The organism is Scytonema sp. HK-05 (assembly GCF_963872035.1).
Classification (GTDB): Bacteria; Cyanobacteriota; Cyanobacteriia; order Cyanobacteriales; family Nostocaceae; genus Kalymmatonema.
The window spans coordinates 38007-51600 of record NZ_CAWMYC010000146.1; the positions used below are offsets into that span (position 1 = coordinate 38007).

9 protein-coding genes are annotated in these 13594 nt (G+C 43.4%); 2 read left to right on the forward strand and 7 right to left on the reverse strand.

Annotated features, from left to right (window positions below):
- Positions 1-68 precede the first annotated feature (68 nt).
- Entirely contained in the window at positions 69-4055 is a 3987-nt protein-coding gene (locus AACT52_RS33350; RefSeq protein WP_073634903.1) for a magnesium chelatase subunit H, read from the reverse strand.
- Between the two features lie 469 nt (positions 4056-4524).
- On the opposite strand from AACT52_RS33350, the gene AACT52_RS33355 reads away from it, so the two are divergent.
- Positions 4525-5865: a lipid-A-disaccharide synthase gene (locus AACT52_RS33355; RefSeq protein WP_073634890.1), complete on the forward strand. Its 1341-nt coding sequence runs from the start codon at positions 4525-4527 to the stop codon at positions 5863-5865.
- Positions 5866-5896: 31 nt separating this feature from the next.
- Here the strand turns inward: AACT52_RS33355 and AACT52_RS33360 are convergent, their stop codons facing one another.
- Positions 5897-6286: a hypothetical protein gene (locus AACT52_RS33360; RefSeq protein WP_073634891.1), complete on the reverse strand. Its 390-nt coding sequence runs from the start codon at positions 6284-6286 to the stop codon at positions 5897-5899.
- A gap of 554 nt (positions 6287-6840) precedes the next feature.
- Here AACT52_RS33360 and AACT52_RS33365 point away from each other — a divergent pair.
- Positions 6841-7677 (forward strand): M23 family metallopeptidase, encoded by an 837-nt coding sequence (locus AACT52_RS33365; protein WP_073634892.1) that lies wholly within the window; start codon positions 6841-6843, stop codon positions 7675-7677.
- A gap of 40 nt (positions 7678-7717) precedes the next feature.
- Here AACT52_RS33365 and AACT52_RS33370 read toward each other — a convergent pair whose 3' ends face one another.
- From AACT52_RS33370 to AACT52_RS33390, 5 genes are all read right to left on the reverse strand, one after another.
- A complete protein-coding gene (locus AACT52_RS33370; protein ID WP_073634893.1) occupies positions 7718-7924 on the reverse strand; it encodes a hypothetical protein in 207 nt (68 codons plus the stop codon).
- On the reverse strand, positions 7921-9258 hold the full coding sequence (locus AACT52_RS33375; RefSeq protein WP_073634894.1) for a salicylate synthase: 1338 nt from the start codon (positions 9256-9258) through the stop codon (positions 7921-7923). Before AACT52_RS33375 ends, AACT52_RS33370 begins: the two co-directional genes overlap by 4 nt.
- Before the next feature lie 263 nt (positions 9259-9521).
- Positions 9522-12662, reverse strand: a complete 3141-nt coding sequence (locus AACT52_RS33380) for a thioester reductase domain-containing protein (protein WP_073634895.1) — start codon at positions 12660-12662, stop codon at positions 9522-9524.
- 64 nt (positions 12663-12726) lie between these two features.
- A complete protein-coding gene (locus AACT52_RS33385; protein WP_073634896.1) occupies positions 12727-13164 on the reverse strand; it encodes a hypothetical protein in 438 nt (145 codons plus the stop codon).
- Between the two features lie 176 nt (positions 13165-13340).
- Positions 13341-13594: TerB family tellurite resistance protein (locus tag AACT52_RS33390; protein WP_198941036.1), on the reverse strand; the 254-nt coding region annotated here is incomplete at its 5' end.

Sequence of the window (13594 nt, forward strand, 5' to 3'; positions counted from 1 at the left end):
ACGCGCGATATTGTGTAAAGACGCGCCATGGCGCGTCTCTACATTTGGCGTGTTTACACGGTTATAACCTACTCAATTCCCTCAATCCGATCCTCAACCTCCTGGTACAACTCGCGCAACAATTCCAAATTGTTCTCACTCGTCTCCCAATAACCACGACCATTCACTTCCAACAAGGTGGAAACCATCTTGCGGAAAGAATGGGGGTTGAGGTTCAGCAACCGCTGACGCATCTCTTCATCTTTGATGAAGGTTTCGTTAGCGTCCTCGTATATCCAGTTATCAACAGCACCAGCAGTCGCACTCCAACCCATCGTATTTACCAACCGCTTGGAGAGTTCGCGCACGCCTTCATAACCGTGAGACAGCATTCCCTCGTACCACTTGGGATTTAACATTTTGGTACGGGCATCGAGACGCACGGTTTCTGATAAACTGCGGACTTGAGCGTTAGCTGTGGTGGTGTCGGCGATGTAGGATGCTGGTGTTTTGCCATCACCCCGCAAACTTGCCACAACTTTGGTGGGATCAGAGTCGAAGTAATGGGAAACGTCGGTCAAGCTAATCTCGGAAGAGTCGAGATTTTGGAAAGTGACCTCAGCAGTTTTCAGAGTTCTTTCAAAAATCTGCCGCTCTTCTTCCATCGTACCGGGGTTATCGGCACTGAAGGCAAAGGATTTCCGCTTGAGGTACATTTCCTGCAACTCGGCTTCGCTGTCCCATGTGCTGTTTTCCACCGCCAAGTTGATATTTGACGAGTAGGAACCAGAAGCATTGGAGAAGATGCGAGTCGCTGCTTGGCGCAGGTTGATCCCCATTTCCTCTGCTTGTTCGAGGGCGTGTTTGCGAACATAGTTCATTGATGGTGGTTCATCGGCTTCCGCCGCCATCTTCACCCCTTGATCCAGAAGATTCATTTGGTTGATGAACAAGTCGCGGAAGACACCAGAACAGTTGACAACGACATCAATACGTGGGCGTCCCAACTCTTCTAGAGGTATCAATTCTAACTTGTTCACCCGTCCAAGGGCATCGGGAACTGGACGCACTCCCACCATCCACATGATTTGTGCCAGGGATTCCCCGTAGGTTTTGATGTTATCGGTTCCCCAAAGCACACAAGCGATAGTTTCGGGATAGTGACCGCCATTTTCTGCTTTGTTACGCGCCAGCAGTCGATCTACAACGATTTTTGCCGATTGGACAGCAGCCGTTGTGGGGATGGATTGCGGATCAAGGGCGTGTATATTTTTACCTGTGGGCAAGACATCCGGGTTGCGGATGGGGTCGCCACCAGGACCGGGGAGGATGTACTCGCCTTCTAACCCTTGGAGTAATGCTCCCAATTCGTTATCAGCGCAAACTTGCTGCAAGCAGAATTCCAGATACTCAAACAGCGGTTTTAAGTCTGTGACATCCACCTTGGTATAACCTGCTTTGTGCAGTGCTTCTACCCAAGGCTCTTTTTTGCCCATGTTAAAGAAGTTGAGCTTGGAAACGCGGGAAACTCGTCCTTCCGCGTCGATTTGCTCTTTCACAAGGGCGGAAACTGCCCCACGGGTTGCCATTGTGATGTCTTGCAGCAGTTGGACATCGTCTAAAACGCCTTTGTCGCTGTTTTGGTAGATCTCGTCGATGTTGCGCCCGATGCTGTTGGCAATAATACGGGGGAGACTTTGAATTTCTTCTTCTTGACGATCCAAGCTGGCAATGTTGACGAGAGTTGCGATCGCCTCTTCAGCGGTCGGTGGTTTACCAATCACATGCAATCCACATGGCAACAGTCGCGATTCAATCTCCATCAACTTGCGATACACCAAGCCAACGATATTATCCCGCTCTTCAGCGGTCATATCTTTGGCATCTGTCTCTGGCAGGGCAATGTCCTTATCCAAGTTCACCATCCGGCACTTATCCATGATGGTGTTGACAATGGAAATACCGCGTCCGCTATCTTTCAAGGTTTGGTAAGAAGCAATCAACTCGCTGAGTTCTTTCAAACCTTTGTACAAACCAGCATTTTCCGCTGGAGGAGTCAGGTAGGAAATTGTCTCGGCGTAGCTGCGACGCTTGGCAATTGTCGCCTCGCTGGGGTTATTTGCGGCGTAGTAGTAGAGATTGGGAATTGTGCCAATCAAGTTATCTGGATAACATTCTCCAGACATCCCCATCTGCTTCCCTGGCATGAATTCCAAGGAACCGTGAGTTCCGAAGTGTAGTACGGCATCGGCTTGCCAAAGCTGTTCTAGGTAAGTGTAGTAAGCCGCGAAACCGTGGTGAGGACTTGCGGAACGGGAGAACAACAACCGCATGGGATCGCCTTCGTAACCAAAGGTGGGCTGAACGCCAATGAAGACGTTACCGAAGTGCTTACCGTAAATCAGCAAGTTTTGCCCATCGCTGTTGAGATGTCCAGGAGGTGGTCCCCAGTTTTCCTCTAACTTTTGTGAGTAGGGTGTGAGTGCTTCATACTCACGAACTGGCATCCGGTAGGCAATGTTGAGTTCGGGGCTGCTGTACTGTGCCTGGGCGTCGTGGATGACTTGTTCCATCAACTCTTTGGCAGACTCAGGCAAATCCTGCACTTCATACCCGTTGTTCCTAAGGGCTTTCATCACCTCGTAAATTGAGCCAAACACATCCAGGTAAGCAGCGGTTCCGACGTTGCCTTTATCTGGTGGGAAGCTGAAAACGGTGATGGCAACCTTCTTGTGTAACTTTGGCTTGCGGCGCAGGTTAGCCCATTTGAGGGCGCGTTGTGCCACTGCTTCGATACGGTCTTGCAGGGCGATCGCCTTTCCTGTTGTGCCATCTCGTCCTGATAATATGATCGGCTCAATCGCCCCATCCAATTCGGGAATGGCAATTTGCAATGCGACTTGAATTGGGTGTAACCCCAAATCGCTATCCTGCCATTCTTCGGTTGTTTGGAAGACGAGGGGCAGCGCTACCATGTAAGGACGGTTTAACCGCTTGAGGGCGTCAATTGCCTTAGGATGGTCTTGGCGTGCTGGTCCACCTACCAGGGCAAAACCTGTTAAGGATACTACGGCATCCACCAGTGGGGTTTTGGTTGTTGGTTCATAGAAGTATGCTTCCACTGGTTTGGAGAAGTCCAAACCCCCGGCAAACACTGCAATAACCCGTGCCCCCATAGATTCTAGTTCTTGCACCATTGCTACATAGTGGGCATCATCACCCGTTACAAGGTGCGTGCGTTGCAATACCAACCCAACACAAGGTGCTAGCGGGTCTTTCAAATCATTGGGGATATCCTTACGGCTGTTGTGCCAATTGAGGTATTCTCTGACATCCTCAAACATCGTGGGGGCAAGAGGATGCCATACCCCCATATCAGGATAGACAACTGGTGCTTTGTATTGTACAGACGCGCCACCTTTCGTCTCTACGCCTTTTAATACGTACTTATCAGCTAGCATCAGCAAGAAGTTTTCCAGGTTCTCTGAAGAACCACCTAGCCAATACTGAAAGCTGAGCATAAAATTTCGGGCGTCCTGTGCTTTGTCCATTGGCAGGTACTTGAGCACTTGCGGCAGTGTCCGCAGCAGCTTGAGCATCCCATCTTGGAAGCCCGCGCCGGATTTTTCCTTGCGCTTTCGCATGAACTGTGCTATTGCACTCTTAGATTGCCCCAATTGTGCCAAAGAGAAGGTGCCCATTTTGTTTAGGCGCATGACTTCGGGCATTGAGGGGAACACAACGGCAACGTCTAGGCGATCGCGGTGTGGTGCTACTGCTGCTACTAACTTTTGGGCTAAGTCTTCTATAAAAATCAGCGAGGCAATAAAGATATTGGCACTTGCGATCTCCTTTTGGAACTCCTCGTAGTTCTCTTTGTCTCGGAGTTCTTCAATCAAATAGCCACTAATTTCAATCGCCAGGTTGGGATGATTCTGGTTAATTTCCCGAACCGCTTGTGACAATGCACTCTGGTACTGGGACTCTAACACGACATAGACCACCTTAATTAAATGACGCCCCCGCAGGTTGTCAGGCGCAATATGTCTAATGGTGGACTTGACGTGAGTGAACATGCTTCCTCGGCTCCTTTGATGCGTGTTCTTGTTTGAGAAGTCCTCTTCGGCAAAAGCAGCCATTCAGACTTCCTCTCTTAAGGCAATATGAGTTTTTTACCAGAAAATGCTTGCTCAGTGGGGATTTTGTCGTCTATCTGACACAAAATGATATAAAAAATGAAACAATTTGTAAAAATTGTTGACAGATTTGCGAAGTATTTACTCGCTTATTGTAAATAAATCTTAATAAGGTTTGATGAACTGCTCTATTCTCGCAATAGAAAGGGAACCAATAACCAATCACAATGGACTAATGACTCATGTAGAGACGTGCCATGGCGAGCCAGCGAGCAGTGCCTCGCTCCGCGAGGAGCTAGCGCTAACGGAGGAGGGTTTCCCTCCGTAAGAAACTGCGGTGCTGCAGCAGGGTCTCCCTCCGTAGGCGACTGGCGTCGCGTCTCTACAACTAACTAACGACTAATGACCAATGAGCGCTGACATTCTTATTCTTTCAAATGGTCCTGGGGAAGTGACGACTTGGGTGCGCCCAGTGGTTAAAGCATTGCGGCAAAAACTAAGTGATGACCGAAATCAAATAAGAATTTCTGTGGTTTTGTCGCCTTGCCCCAATTCTAGTGGCAAAGAAGCAGATATTGCTCGGTCTTTCCCGGAAGTAGACCGAGTGCAAGCAGCAGAGCATTTTTGGCAATTTTTGCTGTGGGGAAAGACATTTGAGAATTGGGACTGGCGGAAACGCGGTGTCGTTGTTTTCCTGGGTGGGGATCAGTTTTTCCCCGTTGTTATCAGCAAAAGGCTAGGATATCGCACCGTTGTCTATGCAGAATGGGATGCACGTTGGCACAACTTAATTGACCGCTTTGGAGTCATGAAACCCGAAGTGGCTGCACGTGTTCCTGAAAAATTTGCCCACAAGTTCAGCGTTGTGGGAGATTTGATGCAAGAAGCCCAGGCTGAGGGAGCAGGGGGAGAAATCAATTCAAAATTCAAAATTCAAAATTCAAAATTAGGAGTCTGTTCGTCATCCTCTCCACTTCCTACTGAACTCATTGGCGTACTCCCCGGATCAAAGGCGGCAAAATTGACGCAAGGAGTACCTTTGACGTTGGCAATTGCGGAATATGTCCACGCTAGAAGACCACAAACCAAGTTTGTGATTCCTGTAGCCCCAACTTTGGATTTACAAACTTTAGCTAGTTTTGCCGACCAAGAAAAAAACTCTTTTGTTCAAACATTTGGTTTTAGCGGTGCTTCTGTGATTGTCCCAGATGACAGTGGTAGGGGCACGGCATTGCCGTACCCCTACGATCATCCTATCCTCAAGACAGGAACAGGTTTATGTGTGGAACTCTGGACTCAGTCACCTGCACACGATTTATTATCCCAGTGCAGCCTTTGCTTAACCACAGTGGGTGCAAATACTGCGGAACTTGGTGCTTTAGCAGTGCCGATGATTGTTTTGCTACCAACGCAACAGCTAGATGCGATGAGGTCTTGGGATGGTTTGCCTGGACTGTTGGCAAATTTGCCTTTGGTCGGTTCCGGTTTTGCTAAGCTAATTAACTGGCTAGTTTTGAGACGAAAAGGTTTGCTAGCATGGCCCAATATTTGGGCGCAGGAAATGGTCGTACCCGAACTAGTCGGAAAACTCAAGTCCCAAGAAGTCGGGGAAATGGTTTTAGATTTTCTGAGTCATCCAGAAAAATTAGCCCAAATACAAGCGAAGCTGCGGAGCATCCGAGGTGAGGCTGGTGCAGCACAAAAGCTAGCAACTTTGGTGAAAGAAGAATTAAGCAAGTACGGGAAGTAGGGAAAGAAATAACTCTTTCATCTTCCTCATCTCATTCTCCAGAAGATTCTCCATCCCGCCGTCCCAGTTCATAAACACCAGAACCTATACAGGCAAGTATCCCCATGCTAATTCCCCAGCTTGGACCTAAACTGATTTCTACTCCCCAATTAAATAAAGCGCCAATCACTAGAAAGGGGACAATACTGAAAAGCGAGGCGTAAAAAGCATTCTGTGATTCTCTCGCTTTCCTTGTTTTTTCAAATTCTGACTGACTCGTGTAGAGCGATCGCTCGGCAAAGTTAAACCAGCGGTTGAGTTGGTGGATAACCCATTCACTGGCTGAGGAAAAACCTAAATACAGCGCCAAAGACCACAAACTTGCTCCGGCGATCGCGATTGTGTCTAACTCAAAGCTGAAAGGCAATATTTCGGTCAGCATGGCTTGTGGAACTCGTGTGGAGGGTGCGCTTTCGCTTCTATTGAAGCTAGATTAATTTCTTAATGCAATCTTAAGCATAAACTTAACAGCATTTTTACTTATTGGCAACTCTTTCACAGGTATAATTCATGGTGCATAAATTGACATCTGCCAATCTAAGTATATACCTATAAAAAATGTAATCACCAATACTTATAATCATTGCCAGGGAATGACTAGCAAGTTTAACACTCACTATTTAAAGAAGAATTATTGCTTAAGTATAACTGCACAAAAGTATCTAAAATAGCTGTTTTACTCTAAATGCCATATTTTTTTCAATTAAGAATCCTCTGCTTTTGACAGCTCAAAAAATAGTACTTGAAACGACTTGACATAGAAATATTTTCAAGTAATATATGGCGATGGATAAGCAAAAAATAATACGCTTTTTCTTCTGGTAAGGCTAAACACAAACAAAAGCAGATGTCAATCCCTAATCAAAATTCAAACTTCTGCTTTGGTTGGATTCTACATCAATTTACAGATAGACTTAACGGCTAGAGGGTAAAAAAATGAGTCAGTGGCGACAAACAGTAGCACTTTCTGCAGTGAGTCTGTCTATATTAGGATTGAGTGTTGTAAGTTTCATCACTCTATTGTCAAAGTCAAAAACAGTTGAAGCTGTAGAATTTAACTCCAAGCAGATAGCAAGATTCAACAATTGGCAAGCAACTTCAAGTCCTGTAAAAAATTCTCAGTTGCACCACCCCAAAGCAGATGTAGAATTTAAATATAATCGGCACCAGCCAAAAGCATCTCCAAAATTTAAATCTCAGCAGGTAGCAATAGCTAACAATTGGCTAGCAGCCTCTTTTCCTGTAGAAAATTTTCAGTCATACACATCTGCATTTGGCTACCGTCGTTCTGCGACAGGTGGCTCAAATTTGGAATTTCATGGTGGGTTAGATATCGCCGCCCCACAAGGTAGTTATATTCGTAATTGGTGGACAGGTACAGTCACAAAGGTGAGCGACAAGGACGCCTGTGGTACATATATAGTCATTCAGTCTGGCGAATGGGAACACACCTACTGTCATATGGAAGGACAAGTTGAAACCGCAGAGGGTCGCCGTTATTTCATAGATAGGGCTGGTGGAATTCAAATTTGGGAAGGTCAGCAAATAAGCGCAGGAACGAGAATTGGTCGGGTAGGGATGACCGGACGAACCACAGGTCCTCACCTTCATTGGGGGCTGAAATATGCCAAACAATATGTAGATCCAGCAATGGTTCTCCGGGAAATGTTCTCCCAGCAGCAAATTGCCAGAAATCCATCGCAAAGGTGGACTCCACAACAATCACAAGTCATCATTGAGGAATCAAAAGCTATAGGGGATTCTGGATATTGACATCCTCCCCGCCCTATAGAGGGACGGGGATTCCAAAGAATCACTTCTTGGTTTTCCTGGTTGCTCCCTTACGGGATTTCGGCACTTGCCTAGCCGTTTCCGACCCCGGTAGTACGCCTGCACGGGCAGTTTCCGTTCCCCGATTGTCCACGGGTACTACATTCAGTCCACGCAATAGCACCATCTCAGCCGCCGCATGATCTCGATGAGTCTGATATCCACATTCAGGGCACTGATGCTCCCTCACATCGAGAGAAAGGTTATCTCCAAAACTAAGTTATTTAGCATAGTATTCATCTTATTAACTGACTCAATATACTCTTTTTCTGGAACAGATTCTGCCACAATTCCCGCGCCAGCATTTAAGTGAATTCTATTGCCGTATTGGTAAACTGAGCGAATAGCGATCGCAATATCTGCCGCACCATTACTATCTACCCAACCAATACCACCAGCATAAATACCTCTTGGCTCATCTTCTAAACGGTCAATCCATACTAAGGCTTGTTCTTTATCAATCCCAGAAACAGTAATTCCTGGGAATAACACTTTTAACGCATCCCACAAGCTATATCCGGGTAGAAGTTTACCACCTACTCGTGATGATAAGTGCTGTACACATCTATACTTTTTGACTTCCAAGAAATCAAATACTCGTACGGTTTCTGGTGAACAAAGTGAGGTAATCTCATTTTGTGCTAACCAAGCTGAGAGTGCATGTTCTTTCACTTCTTTCGCATCTGTAAATAGTTCACCAGTTAATAGTGTGTCTTCCTCTAGGTCGGCACCACGGGGTCGAGTTCCTGCTAGTGGATTAGTGACTACAAAACCGTCTTCGTTTACCTGCATGAGAATTTCCGGACTAAAACCAACAGCGCGAATATCTTCTAAATTGAGACAGTAGGAACGTGCAGAATTGTTTGTTTGTGAGCCGACTACATAAGTTCCTAAAATATCTAAATTACCTGTTGCTTTAACAGAACGGGAAATAATTGCTTTTTGCAGATTCCCTTGTTTAATTGCTGTAATTAGAGTCTGAACACGGTTTTGGTAACTTTGGCGATCATTAAAATCAACTACTAAGGAAGATAACTCATAATTTGGTAATTCATTCTCAAGCAATAATTGTTCTTGAATCTGGTCTAATGACTTAGTAGTCTTGATATGTATTCCTGTTTCTGTAAAGCGCAGTTCAGTCTCAGGAATCAAAAAGTAGAGCAGTTCTTGGGAAATTGCTTTAGAATATGCCGAGTAGAATCGAGCTATATCAAATGCAACATAGCCATAAGCTGTCCAATTTTCAATATTTAGAGAATTGAGCAAAGCCTCCACCTGTTTCAAAGGATCGCTCACTGGTTCAGAGTAGGATTTTCCTAAACCATTAACTAATACAGAGTCTTGGGTTACTGACACCCTCGCAAGCTCATTACCAGCAATGCGAACTTCATTATTGCCTTGATACATTACATAGTTAGAAAAAATGCCAGCTTGTAACAAGTTATTTAAGACAATAATCGGATCTTTTTGCCCTGCTACGAATGTTTCATTATAGTTAATCTGAGTTTTAAGTTCCGCTACCATGATTTTGACCTTCTTTGATAATTTATGAGTGATGCTAAGTCTGTAAAACTAGGTAATAGATACCAAATAGAAACCAAAATAGTATCTGAATTACCTAATCAAGACTTATGAACAAGATGCTGTTGTTTCAGTAATAAATTAAGGTGATTTTTTGCACGCAAATACAGATGACATCAAGGAGAAAATTTGAACATAATATAAACATTTAATGTTTTTTATTAATGCTATGTTGGCAGCTGCTTTTCTGAAGATATTTAAATGTGCTAAAAGTCAAGCCAGCCACTACGAATGAAATACGAAAAATAGGTATTTAGTAATTCTTTATTCACAGGAGGACAAGATATAGAACTACCTGCAAGCGCGATATGTGTTGCAGAACAACTAAGTTGAGGGTCTATTAACTGCTGATACTTATGGGAAATAGGTAGTTGCTCTTGAGGTAATTTCTTCAGAAAAAAGGGCAAGAGATGATATAAAGGATTTTCTTTGGAACGTACAGCATTACTTAATTGTATTTGCCAGTCTTGATAAGAAATGTGCTGAATGGAATAACCTAAAGAACGGATAAAATATGTCAATTCGCTCCAAGAACTAGGTTGAGGATTAGTTAAATGGAAAGCCTTTCCTAGTGAATCTTTTTGCTTCGATAAATAAATAATACTTTGACTTAAATAGTCCACAGGAGCTAAATCTAATCTATCAGTGATATCTGTCATGTTTCCCATTTGTATACAGCCTTTGATGGTACGACAGATAACATCATCTTTATACCAAGCACCTGTTTGACTATGACCGGAAATAAATGGTGGTCTATAAATCGAAACTGGAATTCCTCGCTGACTTGCTATCATCATCAACTTTTCTGCCACCCATTTACTCTGGGAGTAAGCAAGTTTCATTCCCTCACTATGAGCAAGTGGATCTGATTCAGCGACGATTTTCCCCCAATAAGCAGGGGATTCAAAAACCGCGATTGTGGAAATGTAATGTACTGGCTTGGTTTTAGTTTGACTAGCTAATCTGAGAATTTCTTGAGTTCCCAAAACATTGGTAGGCTTTAATGCTGAGTAAGGATAAACATAATTTATCCATGCAGCATTGTGATAAATCACATCAATCAGGCTGCTCATCTTTTGAAAATCTGCCGATGACAAACCTAATAGCGGTTGAGATAAATCACCCAAAACAGGAATAATTCTGGCAGATAAATCCTCGTTCCAAATGCCATAGGATTCTAAGTTATTTTGAATTCTCATCTTCCCTGATTCAGTATCAGCAGAACGTACCAAGCAATAAACACGTGCCTGGGTTTTTAGTAGTAGTTCTTGAAGTAAAAAAGCTCCCAAAAAACCTGTAGATCCAGTTAAGAAAATAGCCGCAGGCTCAGATACAAATGACTCAATTGGATATTCAGGGAATATAGTAGAATCCAAAACAGCTTCTGAACTTAAATCCGGCGCTAAATCAGTTGAATAAGGTTGTGAAAAAAATGTATTTTGCGTTGCTAATTGCTGAAGTACTAAATTTGCTAATTGGCTAATATTTAAGTTGCCAATAAATATCTCTATTGGTATGTTGACTCCTAATTCAGTATCAATGCGGTTCTTCAAGTCAATATTCATGAGAGAATCAAGCCTGAGTGCATTTAAAGGCTTTTCTGGATCTAGATATTGAGATGAATCAATTTCTAAAACTTTGACAATTTGCTCTTGAATGTAACTAATTAGTAGTTCTTGACGTTGATCTGCAAAAGCGTCATCTATTTGTTGCAAAAACTCCACTCGTTTGGACAATGGCTGTTCATTTTTGCTTTGTTCTCCAATTTTGAGCAGTTCTTGTTCTACTAACAGCCGACGTAAAATTTTGCCTGTAGTTGACTTAGGAATTTTATCTACAATTTCTAGCCTACGAATTCTTTTATAAGATGCAACTTGCCCAGCGACAAATTCCATGATTTGCTCTGGTGTCGCGGCACTTTTGAGGACAACAAAAGCTTTGGGAACTTCACCATTAGTTGGATGAGGACTTTTGATTACACAGGCATCAGCAACAGCCGGATGAGTCAGCAATATTGCCTCTAGTTCTGCTGGCGCTATTGAGTAGCCATTGCACTTAATCAACTCCTTAATTCGATCCACGATGTAAACGTAACCGTCTTCATCAGCATAGACAATATCACCGGTGTGATACCAGCCGTCTTCGTCAATTGCGTTGGCAGTGGCTTCGGGATTATTTAAATACCCTTTCATTACCTGTGGCCCACGTATCCACATTTCTCCTGATTGATTGGCAGTTAATGGTTTTTGGGTATCAATATCGACAATTTGACATTCGACACTGGAAATGATCTTACCGACTGAACCAGGCTTAGTCTTGTAACATTCATCTGGAGCAGAGAGACTCACACAGGTTTCTGTTGTTCCATATATTTGCTTGATTATGCAATGCGGAAGACGTTTTTCACATTCTGCGATTAATTCACGACTCAGGGGTGCGGCGGCTGAAGTGATTACCCGCAAGCTGGAAAGATCGTATTTTTCTACTAATGATTGCTTGACCAGTGGCAGCAGTATTGGTGGTACTACATGGATACGAGTAATTTGATGTTGCTGAATCAGGCTGAGAAATGTCTCTAAATCAAAGCCTTGCATCGTTACAATAGTTGCACCGCAAGCAAGGCTGTAATTTAGCATCAGCATACCGTAAGCATGAAAAAACGGTAAAACTCCGATGAGTCTATCAGCCGAGGTAATTGGTTCGCAGTTTTGAAATTGGTAAAAGTTTGCACCAAATGTATAGTGGGTGTGCATTACACCTTTAGGTAGACCAGTTGTACCACCAGAGTACAGCAATACCATCAAATCTTCTTTGGGATTGATGTGGACTTGTGGTACTTCTCCTTCGCTATGTAAAAGCACGGAAAATGAAGTAGCGCCAACCGCCTCACCAAACACGAAGACTTCTTTTACTTCTGACAGATTAACTGCTTCTAATGCTGGAGCTAAAAGGTCAGGTGTTGTGAGCAGGTATTTTGCACCAGTATGATTCAGTTGGTATACAAGCTCTTGTGCTGTGTAGGATGGGTTGACTGTAGAGATTACCCCACCCAAACTGACGACAGCATGAAAAGCGATCGCATATTCGGGAATATTTGGGCTGTAAATTGCGAAAACATCACCCTTGGAGAAGCCACGCGCCGCCAAGCTAGAAGCAACTCGACCAATGGAGTCTGCCAGTTGTCCATAAGTTAATATGCGTTCGGCTTTGCCGCTGCGCTCTGCGCAATCGCTCAACCCTTCGATGAGGGCTGGCTTATCCCCTAACTCTACTGCTCGTTGCAATACAAATTCTGTCAGTGGCTGCTCAGGGATAGAAATGTCAGGGTATGGACTGCTAAAGATCATAGAATTTTCTTTTCAGCAAACATTTATAGGTCAAAAATTTTCAGTCGCTGGCTTCAAGCGTCTACTATTCCCAATTCTCGTACAACTTTACTATCTCTAATTCTGGTGGTAGTGGAAAGCCAAAATTTTCATGATAATGAGGAAATTTAATTGATAAAAGGCATAAAGGTTGATTTCTATAAAAAGCAGTTAAATAAAACACTCGAATAACAAAATCTTCTATATCACCTTCCTCAGATATAGAAAAATTACCAGGAAAAATCTCGTCAAAGTAAATTTCAAACTGTCTTGCTGTTGTCAAAAAATACTTTCCAATGATTTTAGCAGCATTATCATAAGCTGGGTTGGGAATAGATTTTCTGTATTGACTTTCGTCAAAGCCTGCTTGTAAAACAAATTCAAAAAAATCATGAAATAACTTGTATTCTTGGCTGCTATTAAAATCTTCCCAACCTTTTCTTAAACTCTGGTAAAGTTTTGGATATATCTTAAAAGCTAGCAATTTTCCTCCTAATTCAATCTACGCAATTAACTCTTGTCAATTTTCAATCAAGGGAAGATGGCATTACTAAATTTAGGTAGGAAAACCATTTTGTGTAATTTCAAAACCTTGTAGAGACAGGCTGTTTGACGCATCTCTACACCAATACTCATATCGCAATCAGCAACGCCAGATGATTAATAGGGGCTTTTCTCAGGATATAAGAGCTTAATACGCTTTTGCTGTAGTGCTGATTCTTCTTGTTGTAGTTGCTCTAACTGCTCTACTATTTCTTCTTCTACCCCTAGAATAGACGCGATTTGCCGAATTTTTATCTTCTCTTTTTCATGAAGTTCTCCATCAGCAGCACAAACCCAAATTGCAGTAAGAACTATGTCTCTCTGTGCTATGGATACTTGAGGAGAGCGAGCAATGACTTCTGCTAAATCTT

Coding starts and splice junctions, on each gene's coding strand:
- AACT52_RS33380 (WP_073634895.1), bottom strand. CDS start 12,662: ATGATCTTTAGCAGTCCATACCCTGACATTTCTATCCCTGAGCAGCCA.
- AACT52_RS33355 (WP_073634890.1), top strand. CDS start 4,525: ATGAGCGCTGACATTCTTATTCTTTCAAATGGTCCTGGGGAAGTGACG.
- AACT52_RS33350 (WP_073634903.1), bottom strand. CDS start 4,055: ATGTTCACTCACGTCAAGTCCACCATTAGACATATTGCGCCTGACAAC.
- AACT52_RS33375 (WP_073634894.1), bottom strand. CDS start 9,258: ATGGTAGCGGAACTTAAAACTCAGATTAACTATAATGAAACATTCGTA.
- AACT52_RS33360 (WP_073634891.1), bottom strand. CDS start 6,286: ATGCTGACCGAAATATTGCCTTTCAGCTTTGAGTTAGACACAATCGCG.
- AACT52_RS33365 (WP_073634892.1), top strand. CDS start 6,841: ATGAGTCAGTGGCGACAAACAGTAGCACTTTCTGCAGTGAGTCTGTCT.